The sequence below is a fragment of the Microbacterium kyungheense genome, from assembly GCF_006783905.1.
Classification (GTDB): Bacteria; Actinomycetota; Actinomycetes; order Actinomycetales; family Microbacteriaceae; genus Microbacterium; species Microbacterium kyungheense.
Genome location: NZ_VFPE01000001.1, coordinates 627,811 through 647,805, shown reverse-complemented (window position 1 = coordinate 647,805; position 19,995 = coordinate 627,811). Strand labels below are relative to the sequence as shown.

Here is a 19,995-nt window from a genome sequence, read left to right as displayed (position 1 = left end):
CGGCCTGCCGCCGACGGACCGCGCGCACACGGAAGGTGCCACGATATGACCATGCCCGCACTCTCCTCCAGCCCACGGATGGTCGGGCGGCAATCCGAGCTCGCCGCACTGATCGAGGCCTTCGACGACGGCGCGAGCGGAATGCCGCGCACGGTCGTCGTGCGCGGCGAGGCGGGAGTGGGCAAGACGCGCCTCGTGCAGGAGTTCCTCTCGCTGGTCGCCCGCGATCCGCTCGGAGCTGCACCGTCCGACGGCCCCGTGGTCGCGTTCGGGCAGTGCGTCGACCTCGGCCCCATCGGCGCCCCGTTCGGCCCCATCCGCCGCGTCCTGCGCGACCTGCACGCCGTCGTCGGCACCGACGCGCTGCGCGAGGCGGCGGGATCGGCCGCGGCCATCGCGAGCCTCGCCGCCCTCGTCCCGGGGATCTCGGCCGAGCACCCCGACGCCGAGGAGCCCGCCGGCGAATTCGCCGAGGCGATCGAGGTGCTCCTGGAGCAGCTCTCGCAGCGGCGGCACCTCGTCGTCGTGCTCGAAGACCTGCAATGGGCGGATGCCGCCACCATGGCCCTCTTGAAGACCCTCGCCAGCACTCTCCGCGGTCGACGGCTCACGATCGTCGCGACGTACCGCTCCGACGACATCGACCGCTTCCACCCGCTGCGGCCGGTGCTGGCGGAGCTCGACCGCACCCGGTCGGTCGTGCGCGTGGAGGTGCGCCCGCTGACCGGCGACGAGGTCGCCGAACAGGTGGCCCAGCTCGCCGCCGGCCTCGACCCGCGGATGATCGAGTCGCTCACCGAGCGCAGCGGCGGCATCCCGTTCCTCGTCGAGGAGCTCGTCGATGTCGGTGACCGCGCGCTCCCCGACACGCTGCGCGACCTGGTCCTCGCACGGTATGCGCGCCTGGGCGACGACGCGCAGCACGTCGTGCGCACCATGGCGGCCGGCGGCATGCACGTCGAGCACGACGTGCTGGCCGCCGTGGCGCCGCTCGACGACGCCGGGCTCGACTCCGCCGTGCGCGAGGCGATCGACACGCGCGTGATCCTCGCCGACGGCGCCGGCTACACGTTCCGGCACGCGCTCACGCGCGAGGCCGTCGAAGGCGAGATGCTGCCGAGCGAGCGGGTGCGCGTCCACCGCCACTACGCCGAGCACCTGGCCGCCCACCGCGGCGACTCCCCCGAGGACGGGTCGGCGGTCGCCGAGCACTGGCTCGCGGCACGCGATCTGCCGGCCGCGTTCGATGCGACCGTCGAGGCGCTGCGACACTCTCGCACCCGGTTCTCCCCCGCGACGAGGGCGAAGCTGGCCGAGCGGCTGACCGAGCTCTGGGATCAGGTGCCGGATGCCTCGGCCCGCGCCGGCGTGACGCTTCCGGCCCTGCATCTGGACGCCGCGCAGGCCTGGCACGATCTGGGCGATGCCGAGCGCGCGCTGCGCTCGGCCAACGAAGGGCTCGCGGTCTGCCCTGACGACGCTGTCGTCCGCGCCGCGCTCCTCAGGCAGCGGTACGTGGAGTCGTTCAACCTGGAGAACCGCGATCGCACCGAAGACATCGAGCAGGCGGTCGCTCTGCTCGAGGGCGTCGACGAAGTGCCCGCGCGCATCCTGCTCTCGCGGACGCTGACCAATCTTGCGCACGGCGAGCATGGTGAGGCGGCGGCCGCCTATGCGGCGCGCGCCATCGCGCTGGCCGAAGAGGTGGGCGACGCCGAGGCCCTCGCGGTCGCCCTCACGGTCGAGGCGTGGCGCATCGCCGGCGACGAGGACGACGAGCCCGGCGCCGTCGCACCGCTGAAACGCGCGGTGACCCTCCCGGTCGACCCGCCGCTGCGCGCCTACGCGGGCGGTGCGCTGACCGACATGCTCCTGCGCATCGGGCGGTTCCACGAGGCGAGCGTGGTCGGCACCCAGCACTACGACGACGTCGCGCGCGCAGGGATCGAACGCGGATCCGGCGCCTCCATCGCGCATCCGCTGTCGTTCGCGCTGTTCGCCGCAGGCAGGCCGGCCGAAGCCCTGGCCGCGTCGCAGCGCGCCCTGCGGCTGTTCGGCCCTCATGGCAAGGCATCCGTCTATCGCCTGCTCGCCTCGCACTACGACTGGGATGATCGCGCGGACGAGCGCGCCGAGATGCTCGCCGCCGAACGGGCCACCATCGACGAGGCGATGCGCGAGAACCCGGGCAAGTCGCGCTGGTGGACGATCGAACGGGCCGAGGCCCTGCTCGGTCCGCGAGGCCCTCACGATCGGGCGGCGGCGCGCGAGCTGCTGCCCGAGGTCGTCGCCGCAGCCGAGGACGAGGACCGATCGCCCGCCGTGCGCCGCTACGGCATGGCGACGGCGGCGCTGCTCGCGCTCGGAGTGGATGCGGATGCCGCTGTGCACACGCGGATCCGCGCCGCGATCGCGGCCGCGCCCGAGCATGACGCGGCGCAGGCGTACGCGGCGTTCGCCGCGGCAGCCCTGGCCGACGCGGAAGAGGCTCCGGCTGCCGAGCGGGTGGCGCGCTGGCGTGCGGTCGCCGCGGCGATCGAGCACGACCTCATGCCGGTGTGGCACTTCCACCAGGCGCGGTGCCGGCTCGCGACGGCGCTGATCGCCGCCGGCGACCGGGATGAGGCGCTCGAGCTGCTGGCGCGCGTCGCGGCGGAAGCGCCCGGGCAGGGCGCCGCCCGCGTCGGCCGCTGGGCATCGGAGCTCGCCGCGCAGGCCGGCGGTGGAACGGCCGCGGCCGGCGCCGGACCTGCCGCGGCCGGCTCGGGCACCGTGGGCGCTCTCACCCCGCGCGAGCTGCAGGTGCTCGAGCTCATCGCCGAGGGACTCACGAATCCGCAGATCGGGCAGCGCCTGTTCATCAGCCCGAAGACGGCCTCTGTGCACGTCTCCGCGATCCTCGCGAAGATCGGCGCCACGAACCGCGCCGAGGCCGCGGCCTGGTACACGTCCGCCGTCGCGGCCTCGCGCTCCTGAGCGCCCGGCCGCCGGCATCCACTCCCGCCCCCTCGCCTGCGCGGCCGCCTGCCCGCCGGCGCGTGCCCGCGCCTGCTCGCTTGCGCGTGTGCGCGCGTGCGCGCCTGCGCGCCTGCGCACTTGCGCGTCGGGGATGCCGCGATCATGCGCTCTCGCCGAACGCACACGTTGCGCGCACCCACGACGTGTGGTCTCGGCGAGAGCACATGATCGGGAGGGAGGGGTGTGCGGTGTCGGCGGGGCGCGGCAGGATGGGCGCATGCCGTACGAGATCCCTGCGCCGATGCTCGCGAAGTCCGTGCCCGACGTGCCCGACCCCGCGAAGGTGCCGGGCGGGCTGAGCTACGAGCCGAAGTGGGACGGGTTCCGCGCCCTGGTGTCATGGGACGGGTCCGAGGTCGTCATCGGATCTCGCGGCGCCAAGCCGCTGACCCGGTACTTCCCCGAGCTGGTCGAGGCGTTCGGTCGCCTGCTTCCCGGCCCGTGCCTGCTCGACGGCGAGATCGTCGTGCCCGTCGACCGCGATGGCCGACGCCGGCTCGACTGGGAGTCGCTTTCGCAGCGCATCCACCCGGCCGCGTCTCGCGTGAACATGCTGTCGGAGCAGACCCCGGCGATGTTCATCGCGTTCGACGTGCTGGCGGTCGGCGACCGCGACCTGCAGGACGAGCCCTTCTCGACGCGGCGCGAGACTCTGGTCGAACTGCTGCGCGACGTGCCCGACCCGGTGCACGTCACGCGCGCCACCGATGACGCCGACCTCGCGCGTCGCTGGCTCGCCGAGTTCGAGGGCGCGGGGCTCGACGGGGTCGTGGCCAAGCCGCTCGATCAGCCGTACGCGCCGGGCAAGCGCACCATGTTCAAGATCAAGCACGCACGCACCGCCGATGTCGTGGCGCTCGGGTACCGCATCCACAAGTCCGGCGAGGGGGTCGGATCGCTGCTGGTCGGGCTGTACGGCGAGGACGGCACGCTCTACCCCGTCGGGGGCGTCGCCGCATGGAGCAACGAGCGTCGCCTCGAGCTCATCGACGAGCTCGCGCCGCTCGTCGTGCGCGACGCCGACGGCGAGGCGGTGCGGGGTGAGGGCGAGAAGTCGCGGTTCCAGGCGGGGCGCGCCGATTCGTCGTTCGTGAAGCTCCGGCCCGAGCGCGTCCTCGAGGTGCGCTACGACCAGCTCGAAGGGTGGCGATTCCGCCACACGGTGCAGTTCGAGCGGTGGCGCCCCGACCGCGACCCCACGTCGTGCACCTATGAGCAGCTCGAGGTCGTCGCGGCCTACGACCTGGCCGACGTCCTGGTCTGACGCGCGCGTCACGTCGGTCGCGCGTCGACCCACTCCTGAGCATCGTGGATGTCGGAGGCTCGGACTAACGTGACGTACCCGCCCGGCGCGGATCTGTCATGACTCAGACAGGACTCCGCGTGGACGCGTCATCCGACAGGAGTGATCATGTCCTTCTCCATGGCTCAAGTCATCGCCGACGAGCGTGCGGCGACCATCGCTAGAGAGAACGCGCTGTTCCTCGCTCAGAGGGCGCACAGCGGGGACGAGATCTCGCAGGCGCGGCCGCGCTTCTCGCTCGCGCGGCTGTTCCGGCGCGCGGGTCTCGAGCGCGGGGGAATGCCGCGCACGAGCGCCGAGCGCGCGAGCGCCCCGCACGCGAGCGCCGAGCGCACGAGCGCCCGCCCGGCGACCTCGTCGGGCGTCGCCCCGTGTCCGCCTGCGCGTGGCGTGGCGGCATCCGGCTGCTGACGACGAACCGCTCCGCGCTCGACTTCGATGCGGATCAGCGGCCCGAGCGCGGCGGCGGCACGAACTCCACGATGGGGATGTACGCGTCGCCGCCGGCCGCGTCGTCCATCGCAGCCTTCAGGTGCCGCCACGCGCGAGGGTGCCTCGCGGCGTATGCGGCCAGGCGCGCCTCGGACTCGTCACGGTCGAGCAGTCGCACCGCAGCGCGCACGTGACGCGCCCCTCCCGTGCTGAGGTAGGCGACGCCGTTGGCCTGCAGGTTGCGATACCACTGCGCGCGGGTCCCGAACCCGGACGCTACGCGGATCGCGTTGGGCTCCCGGTCCACGACCTCGACGACCACGAACCGTCGGTCGTGCGACACCCGGCCGAGGTGCTCGATCATCACGAGACGATCGCCGAAGATCCATCCGAGCCCGGCACGGTAGAGCGGGATCGGGGCGCGGACCACCCATCGCGTGCGCAGGACCGCCTCGATGAGTCGATCGATGAGCGCGGTCGGCCGGGCCGGCCGCCGGGACGTCGGCGAAACCCGGCGAGGATCCGTCGCCGACTCGGTCATCGCCGCTGCCTCACTCCTCGGCTTTCGGCCAGTTCTCGGGATTGATGCGACTGGGCTGCACGCGGGGCGGCTCGCCGGGCATCTTGGGGAAGTCGGGCGGGAAGTTCAGCTCCCCGAGCCCCGCATCGAGGTCCCGCTGCCACCACTCCAGCAGCGTGTCGATGCGCCCGGGCTGCGCGAGCAGGTCTGCCCACGGATCTCCCACGTCGGCGAGGCGCGCTGGCACGCTCCGCACAGTGAACGCGGCGGGATCGACTCCGGCAGCGAGCTCGTCCCAGGTGACCGGCGTCGAGACGGTCGCGGTGGGCAGCGCGCGCGGGCTGTAGGCGCCGGCCATCGTGCGGTCGCGATTGGCCTGGTTGAAGTCGATGAAGATGCGCTCGCCCCGCTCCTCCTTCCACCAGTTCATCGTCACCTTGTCGGGCAGGCGGCGCTCGAGCTCACGGCCCGCGGCGATGACCGCGTGCCGCACGTCCAGGAACTCCCACTCCGGCTCGATCGGGCAGAAGACGTGGATGCCGCGGTTGCCGCTCGTCTTGAGGAAGGCCGTCAGCCCCGCCTCTGCCAGGACCTCGCGCATCGCGGGGGCGACGGCTGCGGCATCCGCGAAATCCGTCCCCGGCTGCGGATCGAGGTCGATCCGCAGCTCGACCGGGTTGTCGGTCTTCGCGGCGAGCGATGCCCACGGGTGGAAGACGATCGTGTTCATCTGCACGGCCCAGACCGCGGTCGCGATCTCGGTGAGGATGATCTGCGGATGCCGCCGGCCGCTGTTGTACGTGACGGTCTGCGCCTCAACGAACGAGGGCGCGCCCTTCGGCGGGTTCTTGGAATAGAAGCGCTCGCCCTCGACGCCGTCGGGGAAGCGCTCGAGCGACACCGGCCGGTCGCCGTTGGCGGTGATGAACGGCTCCTGCACGGCGATGAAGTACTCGGCGAGCTCGTGCTTGGTGATGCCGAGTTGCGGCCAGAGCACGCGGTTGGGGTTCGACAGGCCGACCTCGCGGTCGCCGTCCGGACCGGGAACGGTGAGGGTGATGCGCTCGGACGCCATGCTCCGACGCTAGCGGGGAGGCGCGACATCCGTCACCCCGCCTCACCGCGCGTGGCCGGCGGTCGCGGGGTCGCCGGTTCTGGCGAGTCGCCAAGACTCGGCACCCGCGGCCGCAGTTCCTGGCGACGCGTCCGGCGGAGGCCCACCGCCCTTGTTGGCGAGTCGCCAGAACGGGCGACGCACCGCCGCGCTTCTTGGCGACTCGCCAGAAGCGCCGGCCCGTCGGAAGAGCCGGCTCGCCAGAAGCGCCGGCCCGTCGGAAGCGCCGGCTCGCCAGAAGCGCCGGCCGTCGGAAGCGCCGGCCCGTCGGGAACGCCGACGGAGCCTACTCGGCGAGGGCGAGCACCGGCGCGAGTTCGTCGCGGGTGAGGCGGATCCAGGGACCGGCCGGGTCGACGACGACCCCGTTGATCTCTTCGTCCGACCGCAGGGCGCGGGCGAGCTGGGCGGCCGTGATGGGCACAGCGTTGTCGCCACGTCCCATGACCGCGACCTCCAGGGGGTGCGAGTACACCTCGAGGAACCGCTCGCCGTCCGCCGTGCGGCCCTCGGCGAGACCGGGGGCCCCGCCCTCGGCGAGCCCGGCGGCCACCCACAGCGGCACGTGCGTGAGTGCCTCCGCGATCTGGCCTGACACCTCAGGGGTGCGCTCGGCGGCGAGCAGCGTCTTGACGGTCAGCTCCGGGTCGGCCTGCTCGACGGCGCGCTTGAGCAGTTCCGCCGGCAGGACGGCGCGCGAGGGCGTCGAGGCCGGGTCGAGCACGATGCCGTCGTGGTTGCTCGCGAAGACGTGCTGCAGCACGGTGAGCACCGGCTGCCCCATCGCCGACGTGTCGGAATCGCCGTCGGCCTTGAGGCTCGCCTGCAGCGCCGCACCGCTCGAGTACGCGAGCGCGAACGTGCGGTCACCGAGGTTGGCGACCCCCAGCGGCAGCGGCTTGCCCTCGGCGAGCAGCGTGCGGGCATCGCCCTTCACGCGAAGGAACACGTGACCCTGCATCAGCTGCCGCGCGACGTCGAGCAGCGCCTGCGAAGCGGGTGCGTCGCCGACACGGCCGAGCGCGTCGCGCAGCAGCACGTTGTCGCGCAGGCCGGGGACCGTCTCGGTCTGCGCCGGTGCTGTGCGCATCCACTCGCGTCCGCCCATCCGCGGAAGCCGGGTCGGCGCCTCGGCCACCGGATCCTCGGCTGCGGCGGGCCGCGGCGCGGCCGGGGCGGAGCCGAGGCCGCCGTACGACGACACCGAGATCGAGACCGCGGGCGAGGCGTCGGCATCCTCCGCGGTCTCTGCGGCCGCCCCGGCGCTCGAAGCGTCGTCGGCCGCATCCTCCACCGCATCCGTCGCAGCGGCGTCGTCGACCACCGACTCGGGAGATGACTCGGCGGGCTTCTTCGATCGGCGCGAGAACAATGCCATTGCTCGAGCCTAACTCCCGCGTCCTGTCGCGCGACCCCGACCGCAGCGCCGCAGACGTTCCGGCTGCAGGCAGAGCGCGCTCCGCTCAACGACAGCCGGCGACCCGGCAGGACTCACAGCGCCGAGACGCCCGCCACGATTACCCCGATCCCGACGGCGAGGAGGGATGCCGCCAGCACGACGACGCCCGTCCACAGCAGCGCGATCGCCCTGCCGGGCCGCTGGGGGTCGCGTCCCAGCACCGACAGGAAGAAGCCGCCGGGGATGAGGAGCGCGCTGGCCAGCACGCCGACCGCCGCCCATTGCCAGGGCGCCGGCACCCCCACGGCCGACACCAGCAGGAGGCTGACGAGCCCCAGCAGCACCAAAACCCCGGCATGCGCGTGCCCGGCGCGGAAGAAGGTCTTCTGCAGTCCGTTGAACGGCAGGCCTCGCGAGGCGATGCGCAGCAGGAACGTGCCGCCCGACATGATGCCGATGACGGTGAGGATCGTCGCTCCGGCGACGATCGTGAGGATGGGGTCCATGGCGCCTCCCGGCTGATCGAGCATTGGATAGTTACGCTCTCCAATATTAGATAGCTATAGTATCCAACACAAGAGCCGGGAGGCGCACATGAAGATGTCCGAGCTGTCCGAGCGCAGCGGCGTGCCCGTGGCGACCGTGAAGTTCTACATCCGCGAGGGCATGCTGCCCCGCGGCGAAGCAGTCTCGGCAACCCGCTCCGAGTACGGGGAGGACCACCTCGCGCGCCTGCGCGTCATCGCGGCTCTCACCGACGTCCGCGGGCTGCCGCTGGCACGGGTGCGCGACATCCTCGCGCTCATCGACGCGCCGGCCGGCGACCCGATCGAGATCCTCGGCCGCGCCGTGGGCGCACTGCCGCCGTATGTCGCGGGCGACCGCGACGACTACCCCCTCGCGCGCGCGGCGATCGCCGAGCTCGGCCTCACCTACGACCCCGACTTCACCGCCGTCGCGCAGCTCGACGAGGCGCTGCGCGCCCTCGAGGCGGCGGGATTGGATGCCACACCGCCCGTGCTCCGTCGCTACGGCGACGCGATGCGACGGGTCGCCGGCGAAGAGCTCGCACCGATGGCGGGCATGCGCCAGGACGAGGCGGTGACGTATGCGGTGCTCGGAACCGCTCTGTACGAACCCGTGATGCTCGCGCTGCGACGTCTCGCCCACCACCACCTGCTCGTCGACAGCACCACCGACCGGTGATCGCACGCCGCTCGGCGGTGCCGCCGGCCGGAGCAGCACGCGCCTGACGCACGGTTGGCCGCAGGACCGGCATCCCTCGCGCTCTCGAAGAAAATCTCCTGGACATGTCCCAAATCCGGGCGTGCCGGACATATCTCTTATGTGAGCATTCCTCCGACCGCATCCGACCGGCGTCGCGCCCACGCCGTTCCAGAGCAGCGGACGGAGCCGCTTATGATGCCCTGGTGCCCGCCCCCTCGGACGGCGACCCCCCGGTCGCCGCGGCTTTCGAGCCGAGCGTCTCGGACGAGATGCTGCTTCGGCGCGCGTCCGAGGGCGACGAGGGCTCGATGCGCGCCCTCCTGCGGCGGCACGAGAAGAAGATGTACGCGCTTGCGCTGTCGATGACGCGCAACACCGCGGATGCCGAGGACGCGGTCGGCATCGCCCAGCTGGCGCTGTGGCGCAAACGCGATGAGGTGCGGGGCGTCGACGGTTCGCTGCTCCCCTGGCTGCTCAAGACCGTCGCCCTCGCGGCGAAGAACCAGTTGCGCGGCCAGCGCCGCTACGAGCGACTGATCGCGAGCGTCCCGGCCGCCGACGAGGTGCCCGACCACGCCGAAGAGGTCGGTCGCCACGTCGACCGCGCATCTCTCTCGCACGATGTCGAGGCGGCGCTGCGCGCAGCGAGCGCCGCTGACGCCCAGGTCATCGTGCTGTGCCTGCTCGAGGGGATGCCGCCCCGCGACGCCGCCGTCGTCATCGGCGCGACCGAGTCCACGGTGCGCAAGCGCCTCACCCGCGCGAAGGAGCGACTGCGCAGGTCGCTCGCCCACCACGCCCCTCACGCCGCGGAGGGGGAATCATGAGCGATCAGCGCCCGATGCCCCGCGGCGACGCGATGGAGAACCTGGTCATCGCGCAGATGCGCGACGATCTGCGGGCCGCGCGCAGACGCCGTCGGCTCGGTGTGCCCGGGTGGTCCATCATCACGACGGCGACGGCCGCGATCGTCGCGGTGGTGGCGATCATGGTGTCGATGCTCGCGGCGCCGACGCCGTCGTATGCCGCGACGCCGCCCATGCTCCAGATCGAGGCCGCGCAGGCGGGCCGCGAAGACGCCGCGCAGCTGCTCGACGACCTCGCCGGACAGCTGCGGGCGTCGAACGAGCCGGATCCCGCGCCGCCCGGGCAGCCGCAGCAGATCGACCTCCAGACCTGGAGCCTCGTGACCACCGTCGGCGCCGAGGGCGAGCACGTTCAGCCCCCGTACGTCGCGCCCGAGAACATGACGCTGACGCGCTATCCCGACGGCGCCTGGTCGCAGGTCGTCGTGGCGGGCAGGCCCTACGACGCCGAAGGCAAGCCGGCCGACGATCCGCACGCGCCGGAGCCCGGCAGCGAGTTGTGGCGCATCGACGAGGCGGCGGGCGAGCACACCTTCCTCTTCCCCGACCCGCTGCCCGACGATCCTTCCGAGCTGCGGCAGCTGATGCTGGATGTCGGCTTCGCGGATGAGTCCTCGCCGAACGAGTGGCTGTCGCTGACCACGGCTCTGCTCATGGAGCGGGTCCTGCGCCCTTCCGAAGAGGCCGCTGTCCTCCAGGTCCTCGCCGACCTCGACCTCGAGCTCGCGGGGACCACGACCGATCGCCTCGGCCGCGAAGCGTACGTCTTCGAGACGCCCCCGAGCGATGTGGATCTGGTCGACCGTCTGCTCGTCAGCCCGAGCGGCCACATCCTCGCGACCGAGACCGTGTGGGTCGGCCATGACCGCACGGACATCCCCTCGCCCTCCGTGGTGTCTTACTACGCGTGGGAAGGTAGAGCATGATCTCCCGAAAGTTCATGTCTCTGCTCGCGCTGCCCCTGGTGGTCGGCGCCGTGGCGCTCAGCGCCTCCCCCGCTGCGGCCTCGACCGATCCGACGCAGGATCAGGTGGATGCCGTCATCGCCGAGTTCGGCGGCACCCAGACCGCCTCGAACGAGGTCACGTGGGACGACGGCGCCGTCGTCCTGACCATCGCCCCCGAGTCCACCGCATCGCGCTTCAGCAGCCCGAGCGGCATCACCGCGTTCTCGGTCGGCTCATGCCCGAGCGGCTACTTCTGCGCCTACTCCGGCACGTCGTACACGGGCAGCCGGCTGACGTTCTCGTCCTGCACGACCGGCAACTCCGTCGCCGCACTGGGCACCGTGCGCTCCCTGGCCAACTCGCGCGGCTACGGCACCGTCCGCGCGTACGCCGGCTGGTCGACCGTCGCGACGCTGGGTCCGAACACCGGCGCCGCCTCCGTCTCCGCCGGGATCGACAAGCTCAACTGCTCCTGATCGGTCGGGTGGATGCCCGCCGCCTGACGGCGCGTCAGAGCTTCTCGATCGGGGCGATCTTGATCAGGAGCTTCTTCGGGCCGGCGGAGTCGAAGCGGACGTGGGCGACGCGCTTGGCTCCCTCGCCGGTGACGGCATCCACCTGACCCTCGCCGAAGTCGTCGTGACGGATGCGGTCGCCCGGGGCCAGGACGAGGTCGCCGTTGTCGCGCACCTTCGCGGGGATCTTGTTCGCGAAGCGCTCGAGGTTGCCGGAGGGCTCGCGACGGGCGAGGGGAACCAGGTCGTCGCCGTAGCGCTTGCCCGAGCCGCCGAAGCCGGAACCGCCCGAACCCGAACCGCGGCGCGCGTTGAGCGCACGCGACTGCGTGCCGCCGCGCGAGTTGACGTCGCCCGGCGACTGGCGCCAGTGCAGCAGCTCGACAGGGATCTCTTGCAGGAAGCGGCTGGGCATCGCCACCGTGACCTCGCCGAACTGGGCGCGGGTCATCGCGAGCGACAGGTACAGCCGCTTGCGAGCGCGGGTGATGCCGACGTAGAACAGGCGCCGCTCCTCTTGCGGGCCGCCGGGCTCCCCCGCCGAGATGCGGTGCGGGATGAGATCCTCTTCGACACCGGTGAGGAACACCGCGTCGTACTCGAGACCCTTGGCGGTGTGCAGCGTCATGAGCGACACCGAGCCCGACGCGTCCTCGAGGTCGTCGGCGTCGGAGACCAGCGCCACCTCGGTGAGGAAGTCGAGGATCGTGCCCTCGGGGTTGTTGCGCGCGAACTCGCGGGCGACCGCCACCATCTCGTCGAGGTTCTCGATGCGCGCCTCGTCCTGCGCATCCTTGCTCGCGCGCAGCGCGTCGTAGTACCCGGACTTGTTCAGCAGCAGGGTGAGGCCCTCGGCGACCGCCGTCGGCGGCGCGAGCTCGCCCGACGACGGCAGCATGAGCTCGGACGCCTCGGCCAGCACCGCGTCGAGGTGCGCGATGGCCGCCTGGATCTTGGGCCCGACGCCGAGCGCCGACGAGTTGGCCAGCGCGTCGCGGAACGTGATCTGCTGGTCGGCGGCGTATCGCGAGATCGTCTCGATCGTGACGTCGCCGATGCCGCGGCGCGGCCGGTTGATGATGCGGCGCATCGCCATCTCGTCGGCCGGGTTGGCGACGGCCACGAGGTAGGCCAGAGCGTCCTTGATCTCGGCGCGCTCGTAGAACTTCGTGCCGCCCATGATCTTGTACGGCAGGGCGGCCCGGATGAAGATCTCTTCCAGCGCACGGGACTGCGAGTTGGTGCGGTAGAACACCGCCATCTGCGAGTAGTCGACGCCGCCGCGGCGCAGCGCCTCGATCTCGTCGGCGACGAACTGGGCCTCGTCGTGCTGCGAGTAGCCGGTGAAGCCGATGATCTTCTCACCGTCGCCGACATCGGTCCACAGCTTCTTGTCTTTGCGGTCGAAGTTGTGGCCGATGACCGCGTTCGCGGCAGAGAGGATGTTCTGCGTCGAGCGGTAGTTCTGCTCGAGGAGCACGACCTTGGCGCCCGGGAAGTCCTTCTCGAACTCGCTGATGTTGCGGATGTCGGCGCCGCGGAACGCGTAGATCGACTGGTCGGAGTCACCCACGACGGTGAGCGACGCCCCCTCTTCGGCGGCCGGCTCGGGCTCGAAGATCATCATGCCGCCGGAGCTCGCCAGGGGTGCGGCATCCGATCCCGGCGGCCTCGTCAGCTCGTGGATCAGCGCGTACTGCGCGTGGTTGGTGTCCTGGTACTCGTCGACCAGGATGTGACGGAACCGGCGCCGGTACACGTCGGCCACCTGCGGGAACGCGCGGAAGAGGTAGACCGTCTGCGCGATGAGGTCGTCGAAGTCGAACGCGTTGGCCCGCTGCAGCTCACGCTGGTACGCGCCGAACACCTCGACGAACACCCGCTCGGCGGGGTCGTTCAGATTGGCCGAACGGGCGTAGGACTCGGCATCCGCCAGCTCGTTCTTCAGCTTCGAGATCTTCGACTGCGTCGCCGCCGGAGTCAGCCCGAACGCGTCGGCCTCGTGCTCTTTGACCAGTCGCTTGATGAGTGCTCGCGAGTCGCCCGAGTCGTAGATGGTGAACGACTTCGTGAAGCCGAACTGCTCGGCCTCGCGCCGAAGGATCCGCACGCACGCCGAGTGGAACGTCGAGATCCACATGCCGCGCGCGGTGTCGCCGACCAGCTGCTCGACGCGCTCGCGCATCTCGCCCGCGGCCTTGTTGGTGAAGGTGATCGCCAGGATCTGGCTCGGCCACGCCTCACGACCCCGCAGCAGCGATGCGATCCGCCGCGTCAGCACGCTCGTCTTGCCCGACCCCGCGCCGGCGACGATCAGCAGCGCCTGCCCTCGGTAGGTGACGGCCTCGCGCTGCTGCGGGTTGAGCCCCTGCAGCAGGTCCTCGTCGGGGCGCGGCCCGGTGTCGCCCGTCACGTGGGCAGCGTCGAGCACGACAGGACGGAGGGATGCCGCGCCCGGCGCGGCCGCATGGGCATCGGTCATAACCCACCCAGTTTAGGTCGCCCCGCCGACACCGGCCCGGGCCTCCGTCGCCGCGTGCTCACAGACTTCGCAGAATCGCTCCGATCTCGCGGTTTCCTGCGCAGCGCGTGCGAGATCCGTGAGGTTCTGCGAAGTCTGGGACAGCGACCCGACGTCAGAGCAGGCGCCGCTCCGACGCCCACGCGGTCAGCTCGTACCGCGACGACAGCTGCAGCTTGCGCAGCACCGCCGACACGTGGGACTCCACCGTCTTCATCGAGATGAACAGCTCGGCCGCGACCTCTTTGTACGCGTAGCCGCGGGCGATGAGCCGCATCACCTCCTGCTCGCGCGCCGACAGGCGGTCGAGCTCGTCGCTGGTCGCTGCGGTCTCGCCGACGGCGGCGCCGAACGCGTCGAGCACGAAGCCCGCGAGCCGCGGTGAGAACACCGCGTCGCCCTCGGCGACGGCGTGCACGGCGCGGCTCACCTCGGCGCCCGAGGACCCTTTCGTGATGTAGCCGCGCGCGCCTGCCCGGATGACCCGCACGACGTCCTCGGCGGCGTCGGACACGCTCAGCGCGAGGAAGCGGGTGGTCGGCACGACGGGCGCCGCACCGCGGATCACGGCCTCGCCGCCTGCCGCGTCGGGAGCGCTGGATGCCGCACCCCGGCCCGCCGGCAGGTGGACGTCCAGCAGCACGACGTCGGGGCGCGTCGCCTCGATGACCTCCACGGCCGAGGCCGCGTCGGCCGCCTCGCCGACGACGTCGATCGAGGCGTCGAGGTCCGCCCGCAGGCCGGACCGGAAGATGGAGTGGTCGTCGACGATCACGACGCGTACGGGGGCATCAGCCACGGCGGACCTCCGTCGAAGGGGATGCCGGGCCGCCTGCATCCACGAATCTCAAATGGACCTCGGTGCCGCCGCCCGCACCGCGGCGCACGGTCGCCGACCCCCCGGCGCGGCGCATGCGGCCGATGATCGACTGGCGGATGCCGAGCCTGTCGTCGGGCACGTCGGCCAGGTCGAACCCGGGGCCGCGGTCGCGCACGTACACGTCGACGGCGTTCGCGTTGCCCTCGATGTACACCGACACGTCTCCGCCGGCGTGACGGGCGGCGTTGAGCATCGCCTCGCGCGACGCCGCCGCGACCTCCCCGCTCGCCCGCTCGGCGGGCAGCCCCGCCGAGACCACGTCGATGCGCACCGGATAGTCGAGCTCGAGTGCGGCGGCGTAGTCGCGCAGGTCGGTGGGCAGATCGCTGTCGGCGGGGGCGTCGCCGTCGTACAGCCACGCGCGCAGCTCGCGCTCCTGTGCGCGGGCCAGGCGCGCGACCTCGGTCGAGGCGCCCGCGCGGTTCTGGATCAGCGCGAGCGTCTGCAGCACGGAGTCGTGCAGGTGAGCGGCCATCTCGGCGCGCTGCTCCTCGCGGATGCGGCGGACCCGCTCGCCCGACAGCTCGCGCCACTTGCCGACCAGGATCGACGAGTACACGAGCACGATGCCGGCGATCGGAACGAGTGCGAACACGAACCCCGCGACGCCGGTCTGGCGCAGCATCGACAACTGACCGATCAGCAGCACGGCGAGCGTCACGGTCAGGACGACGCGCACGATGTTCTCGTGACGCGGGCCGCGGGCGGGGTCGTCGCGGTCGACGAGCGTCGCCCACATCCCGGCCGACACCGCGAGCGCCGTCGCGAGGAACACGCCGCCCACCCATCCGGGCATCGACGTCCAGACCACGCCGTTCGCGCCGAACATCGCGATCGCGATCATCGTGATGAGCGTCACGACGACGGCCGCGCCGGTCAGGATCCACGCCACCGGCACCCGCCGGGTCGGCTCGTCGCGCACGCGGGCGACCTCCGCGGGGTCGATCGGCTCGTCCGCCTCCCCCGACGCCGCGGTGTCCGCCGGCGCTGCCGCCTGCGCCGGCCGTGCCTCGTCCCACGGCACGAACACCCACAGCCACGCGTACAGCAGGACGCCCGCGCCCCACAGCGGCGTCAGCGCGATGAAGAGTGCGCGCACGATCCACAGCGGCCAGCCCAGGTGTCGCGCGAGGCCCACCGAGACTCCCGACACGGCGCAGTCACGCGGTCGCCGCAGCGGCGGGCGGACGGGACCAGAGGATGCCGCATCCGTCCTCCGCCCGCCTGCAGCCGGTCGCCGGCCACGTCGAGGGCGCGCGCGGACCGGGGCCGCGACGGCGGCGGGGACCGTCGCAAGACGCGGATCCTCAGCCGAGGATGCGTCCGTCGACGCAGAAGTGGGCATACCGGCATCCAATCACCCGATCGCGCCCCCGACCCACCCCGGGTGCCGAGGATCAGGGACCAGTCAGGGGATCACCCCATAGCGGCGCTCTCGCCGGGACCGCCAGGGTGGAACCATGACCGACACGACCTCCGCTCCCCCCACAGATCCGGGTCCGCCGCCCCCCGCTCCCCCGGGTACGCCGACGGGCTCGGACCGGTTCTTCTCGTGGGTGCAGGGACTCGGCATCGTGCGCGGCGACGCGTGGCTCGGCGGTGTCTGCGGCGGCATCGCCGCCCGCCTGCGGATCGACCCGCTCATCGTGCGCGGCATCTTCGTGGTCGTGGCGCTGCTGGGCTTTCCGGCGCTCCTCGTCTACGCCATCGGCTGGGCGCTGCTGCCCGACACCGACGGCCGCATCCACTTCCGCGAGCTGATGCACGGTCGTTACGACGCCGCCATGACGGGGGTGTTCATCCTCGCGGTCGTCGGGTTCGTGCCGGTCGTGCCGTGGCTGCGCAACGTCCTGCTGTGGCCGCTGTGGGCGCTCACCGGCTTCGCTCCGTGGGCGTGGAACGACGGCTGGTCGATCTGGGACACCGCCTCGCCCAGCGGCGGCATCGGCGTGATCCTCGTCCTCGCTGTCATCGGCACCGCCACCTACTTCATCGTCCGGTCGGCTCGTTCCGACCGGCCATCGCGGGCGGATGCGCAGACGGCTTCCGCGCAGCCCGCCCCCACGGTCGCGTCCGATTCTCCTGACGACGCGACCGCTCCCCTCGCGGCATCCGCGAGCACCGTGGACTCGGCCGGTCGGGCTCCGGCCGAGTCCACGACGGGAGCTGCGGATGCCGTCCCGCCGACCGCGCCGCCGGCGCCGTCCGCCCCCGGCGCCGGTGCCTCGCCGTACGGCGAGGCACCGGCGCCGTACGGCGATGACGAGCAGGTCGCGGACTGGCGCGCCCGCCAGGAGGCGTGGCGCGTGCAGAACGACGCGTGGCGTCGCAGCCAGCACGATGCCGCACGCACGGCCCGTGACCAGGCGCGGCGCGAGCGCCACGCCCACGGTGCCGCCTTCGCCCTCGAAGCCGAGGAGCGCCGCCGCGTGCGCCGCGCCACCCGTCCCCGCACGAGCTTCGTGTTCGTGCTCACCGCGCTCGGTGCCGCGATCGTCCTCGGCGCCGTCTCGGTGCTGGCCTCGCTCCGGGATGCCGCGACCGCCCCCTTCGCCGGCGCCATCGGCATCTTCACCGCCGCTCTCGTCACGGCGCTCGCCATGGTCGTCGCCGGCGCGATCCGGCGGCGCAGCGGGTTCCTCACGGCAGTGACGATCGTGCTGCTGGTGGTCGGCTGCTCGGTGGCTGTGGCCTCCGGCCCGGACCGATTCGCCGTCGGTGGCACGTACCTCGGGACCTCGACCGACGAGCAGCGGCTCGTGCAGCCCTTCGGCGCCGTCTCGATCTCGGTGTCGTCGCTCTCGGACAGCGAGGATGTGACCGCCGGCGACATCGTCGTGACCAAGGGTGTCGGAGGCTGGACGCAGATCGAGGTCTACCCCGGCGCCGCCCTGGACCTGGACGCGACGCTGGGCGACGGCGAGGTGACGTACACGACCCTGCCGTGGCGTGGCGGCGACCTCATCGAGTCGGGCACCATCAGGCCGGACTCCGACGGTTCGGTGTCCTGGCAGGTCAGCAGTCCCAACACCGGCACCGACGCGATCACCACGCAGCACGTCACGCTGGACCAGACCGCCGGCTCCGTCCAGATCACGATCTACGAGAAATGAGCGCCGACATGAGCACCTTCGAGCATCCGGATGCCGCACCCGGCGCCGACGCGTCGGCTGAGGAACCCACCACGACCGACACGCAGGCAGTCCCGCTCCCGCCGCTTCCCGAGGTGTCCGCGGCCGAAGCCGCCGAGACAGCCGTGATCGCGCCCGCGGACCTCACGCCGCCCGCAGCGGCGGCAGCGCCCTCGAACGATACCGTCACCCCCTCCGACCTCGAGCCGCCCGCACCGGAGGCACCCCCGGCGCCGGCAGCACTGCCGCCGGCGTTCACCGAGTTCGCCTCGGATGCCGCCGCCACGAGCGCGCCGGCCGCGACCGCCGCGGTTCCCGCGGGGGCGGCATCCCCCGCTCCCGCGGCTCCGCGCACCCGCTGGGCGGGCATCGTGTGGGGGCTCGCGTTGGCGGGGATCGCCGCGTTCGCGATGTGGCTCCTCACCGACGCCGACCGGCAGGCCGCGGCGACCGACTGGATCCTGAACCTCAGCCCGGCCGCGGCTGTCGCGTACGCCGTGCTCGTGCTGGGCGGGTTCGCGCTGGTCGCCGGCGTCGTCGGCCTCGTGCGCCGCGCCCAGCGCGCCGGGGAGCGCCGGCGCGCGGCATCCACTCTCTCCGTCTGAGGCGGGAGGGGAGGTGAGGGGCGGAGGACCAGATCCCGCGGCAGCCGTCCTCCGCCCGCCACCTCCCCTTCCGCCCTTCTTTCCGCGTCGCAACAGGTCAACCGGGCTTCCGCAGGAGGTTCCCGCGCGAGATCTCCTGCACAGGGCCGGTTGACCTGTCGACCGAGGCAGGACGCGGTCACAGCACCCTCGCGGCATCCCGCTGAAAGGATCGGAACATGCGCACCGTCCTCAACATCATCTGGCTCGTGCTGTCGGGCTTCTGGATGTTCCTCGGCTACATGCTCGCCGGGGTGCTGCTGTGCATCCCGATCATCACCATCCCGTGGGCGATCGCGTCATTCCGCGTCGGCGTCTACGCCCTGTGGCCGTTCGGGCGCACGATCGTCGACAAGCCGTCGTCCGGCGTCGGCTCGTTCCTCGGCAACGTCATCTGGGTGATCCTCGCCGGCTGGTGGCTCGCGATCGGCCACATCGTCACGGGCGTCGCGATGTGCATCACGATCATCGGCATCCCGCTGGGCATCGCGAGCTTCAGGCTCGTGCCGATCTCGCTCATGCCCCTCGGCAAGGACATCGTCCGCACCGACGCCGTGCGCGCGGCAGTCTGACGCCCGCGCCGCCGAGATCAGGAGATCTGGCGAGCACAGGACGATCCGCGCGACATCGTCCTGCCTTCGCCAGATCTCCTGATCCGGCGCGGGGCACGAGTGCGAAAAGCCGTCGCGCCGGGCACCAGGGGTGCGCGGCGCGACGGCTGTGAACAGTGGATGCCGGCGGCCTCGGCCGCCGGCATCCCTCCCTCTTACTTGGTGAGGGTGCTGCAGCCCTCGTCGCCGTCGCCGACGCAGATCACGAGGGTCGACGGGTCGACGAGCGCCTCGGGGACGGCGTAGCTCCAGACGTAGGTGTACGACGTGTCGGGCTTCATCTCGACGTCCACGTTCTGCTGCGGCACCGCGACGCCCTCGAAGCTGTCGTCGGCGGTCGACCGCAGCACGGGGGCGACATCGGCGCCGGTGAGGCCCTTGTCGCTCACCCACTGCGCGACGTTCGCGGTCACCCACTGGGTGCCCTCGTCCGGGTCGCCGAGCGCGCCGGCGGCCGCCTCGTCGGGGACGATGCCGCTCCACACCTCGAGCTGCAGGCCGTCTGCGCCCACGCGCTCGCCCACGGCCGCCGGGTCGGTGATCGACGAGTCGACGACACTCACAGCGGGGGTGGTCTTCTCGGGCGTCGCGTCGGACGACGGGGTCGACGCGCACCCGGCGAGGAGCAGGCCGGAAACAGCGAGAAGGGACAGGACAGCGGTACTGCGGGAACGCATGGCAAACACCTTTTCGAATCGATTCGGGGGGATGCTTCTACGTTACGCCTCCCATCGGCCTGGTCCGACCAATCCCCCCTCCTTCCGGAGGGACCGGTTCGCCGAGACCGGGGACCGCCGCGTCGAGACCGGGGATTCCCGTCGAGACCTGGGGCAACACCCTGGGTTTCGACGGGTATCCCCGGTCTCG

At 72.1% G+C, this 19,995-nt stretch carries 18 protein-coding genes; 10 read left to right on the top strand and 8 right to left on the bottom strand.

Annotation, left to right across the window (positions count from 1 at the left end):
• Nucleotides 1–51: 51 nt before the first annotated feature.
• The 3 genes from FB391_RS20070 to FB391_RS02925 all read left to right on the top strand — a co-directional run bounded on the left by FB391_RS20070 (nucleotide 52) and on the right by FB391_RS02925 (nucleotide 4,732).
• Nucleotides 52–2,976, top strand: a complete 2,925-nt coding sequence (locus tag FB391_RS20070) for a helix-turn-helix transcriptional regulator (protein ID WP_141892780.1) — start codon at nucleotides 52–54, stop codon at nucleotides 2,974–2,976.
• A 259-nt stretch (nucleotides 2,977–3,235) separates the two neighbouring features.
• On the top strand, nucleotides 3,236–4,282 hold the full coding sequence (locus FB391_RS02930; protein WP_141892779.1) for an ATP-dependent DNA ligase: 1,047 nt from the start codon (nucleotides 3,236–3,238) through the stop codon (nucleotides 4,280–4,282).
• A gap of 159 nt (nucleotides 4,283–4,441) precedes the next feature.
• Nucleotides 4,442–4,732, top strand: coding sequence for a hypothetical protein (locus FB391_RS02925; protein WP_141892778.1), 291 nt, complete (start codon nucleotides 4,442–4,444; stop codon nucleotides 4,730–4,732).
• A 34-nt stretch (nucleotides 4,733–4,766) separates the two neighbouring features.
• Here FB391_RS02925 and FB391_RS02920 read toward each other — a convergent pair whose 3' ends face one another.
• From FB391_RS02920 to FB391_RS02905, 4 genes are all read right to left on the bottom strand, one after another.
• A complete protein-coding gene (locus FB391_RS02920; RefSeq protein WP_141892777.1) occupies nucleotides 4,767–5,294 on the bottom strand; it encodes a nitroreductase family deazaflavin-dependent oxidoreductase in 528 nt (175 codons plus the stop codon).
• Nucleotides 5,295–5,304: 10 nt separating this feature from the next.
• Entirely contained in the window at nucleotides 5,305–6,348 is a 1,044-nt protein-coding gene (gene ligD, locus FB391_RS02915) for a non-homologous end-joining DNA ligase (protein WP_141892776.1), read from the bottom strand.
• 325 nt (nucleotides 6,349–6,673) lie between these two features.
• The gene (locus tag FB391_RS02910) at nucleotides 6,674–7,765 is read right to left on the bottom strand and encodes an SseB family protein (RefSeq protein ID WP_141892775.1); all 1,092 of its coding nucleotides are present in this window, start codon (nucleotides 7,763–7,765) and stop codon (nucleotides 6,674–6,676) included.
• A gap of 113 nt (nucleotides 7,766–7,878) precedes the next feature.
• Nucleotides 7,879–8,292: a hypothetical protein gene (locus FB391_RS02905; protein ID WP_141892774.1), complete on the bottom strand. Its 414-nt coding sequence runs from the start codon at nucleotides 8,290–8,292 to the stop codon at nucleotides 7,879–7,881.
• Between the two features lie 88 nt (nucleotides 8,293–8,380).
• Here FB391_RS02905 and FB391_RS02900 point away from each other — a divergent pair, with 88 nt between their 5' ends.
• The 4 genes from FB391_RS02900 (at nucleotide 8,381) to FB391_RS02885 (ending at nucleotide 11,302) form a co-directional block, all read left to right on the top strand.
• Nucleotides 8,381–8,992: a MerR family transcriptional regulator gene (locus FB391_RS02900; protein ID WP_141892773.1), complete on the top strand. Its 612-nt coding sequence runs from the start codon at nucleotides 8,381–8,383 to the stop codon at nucleotides 8,990–8,992.
• 224 nt (nucleotides 8,993–9,216) lie between these two features.
• Nucleotides 9,217–9,840, top strand: coding sequence for an RNA polymerase sigma factor (locus FB391_RS02895; RefSeq protein ID WP_185842912.1), 624 nt, complete (start codon nucleotides 9,217–9,219; stop codon nucleotides 9,838–9,840).
• On the top strand, nucleotides 9,837–10,805 hold the full coding sequence (locus tag FB391_RS02890) for a hypothetical protein (protein ID WP_141892771.1): 969 nt from the start codon (nucleotides 9,837–9,839) through the stop codon (nucleotides 10,803–10,805). The genes FB391_RS02895 and FB391_RS02890 overlap by 4 nt, the downstream gene beginning before the upstream one ends.
• A complete protein-coding gene (locus tag FB391_RS02885; protein ID WP_141892770.1) occupies nucleotides 10,802–11,302 on the top strand; it encodes a peptidase inhibitor family I36 protein in 501 nt (166 codons plus the stop codon). The genes FB391_RS02890 and FB391_RS02885 overlap by 4 nt, the downstream gene beginning before the upstream one ends.
• Nucleotides 11,303–11,336: 34 nt before the next feature.
• Here the strand turns inward: FB391_RS02885 and FB391_RS02880 are convergent, their stop codons facing one another.
• The 3 genes from FB391_RS02880 to FB391_RS02870 form a co-directional block, all read right to left on the bottom strand.
• Nucleotides 11,337–13,823, bottom strand: coding sequence for an ATP-dependent helicase (locus tag FB391_RS02880; protein WP_141892769.1), 2,487 nt, complete (start codon nucleotides 13,821–13,823; stop codon nucleotides 11,337–11,339).
• A 154-nt stretch (nucleotides 13,824–13,977) separates the two neighbouring features.
• The gene (locus FB391_RS02875; protein WP_141892768.1) at nucleotides 13,978–14,661 is read right to left on the bottom strand and encodes a LuxR C-terminal-related transcriptional regulator; all 684 of its coding nucleotides are present in this window, start codon (nucleotides 14,659–14,661) and stop codon (nucleotides 13,978–13,980) included.
• Complete coding sequence (locus FB391_RS02870) at nucleotides 14,654–16,087, bottom strand: ATP-binding protein (RefSeq protein ID WP_141892767.1); 1,434 nt, start codon at nucleotides 16,085–16,087, stop codon at nucleotides 14,654–14,656. Before FB391_RS02870 ends, FB391_RS02875 begins: the two co-directional genes overlap by 8 nt.
• Nucleotides 16,088–16,202: 115 nt before the next feature.
• Here FB391_RS02870 and FB391_RS02865 point away from each other — a divergent pair, with 115 nt between their 5' ends.
• From FB391_RS02865 to FB391_RS02855, 3 genes are all read left to right on the top strand, one after another.
• Nucleotides 16,203–17,855 carry a PspC domain-containing protein gene (locus FB391_RS02865; protein WP_141892766.1) on the top strand — a complete coding sequence of 551 codons (1,653 nt, stop codon included), beginning with the start codon at nucleotides 16,203–16,205 and terminating at the stop codon, nucleotides 17,853–17,855.
• An 8-nt stretch (nucleotides 17,856–17,863) separates the two neighbouring features.
• Nucleotides 17,864–18,478, top strand: coding sequence for a hypothetical protein (locus FB391_RS19860; protein WP_246093331.1), 615 nt, complete (start codon nucleotides 17,864–17,866; stop codon nucleotides 18,476–18,478).
• A gap of 218 nt (nucleotides 18,479–18,696) precedes the next feature.
• Entirely contained in the window at nucleotides 18,697–19,089 is a 393-nt protein-coding gene (locus tag FB391_RS02855; protein WP_141892765.1) for a YccF domain-containing protein, read from the top strand.
• Nucleotides 19,090–19,283: 194 nt separating this feature from the next.
• Here FB391_RS02855 and FB391_RS02850 read toward each other — a convergent pair whose 3' ends face one another.
• Nucleotides 19,284–19,805 carry a hypothetical protein gene (locus FB391_RS02850; RefSeq protein ID WP_141892764.1) on the bottom strand — a complete coding sequence of 174 codons (522 nt, stop codon included), beginning with the start codon at nucleotides 19,803–19,805 and terminating at the stop codon, nucleotides 19,284–19,286.
• Between the last annotated feature and the right edge of the window lie 190 nt (nucleotides 19,806–19,995).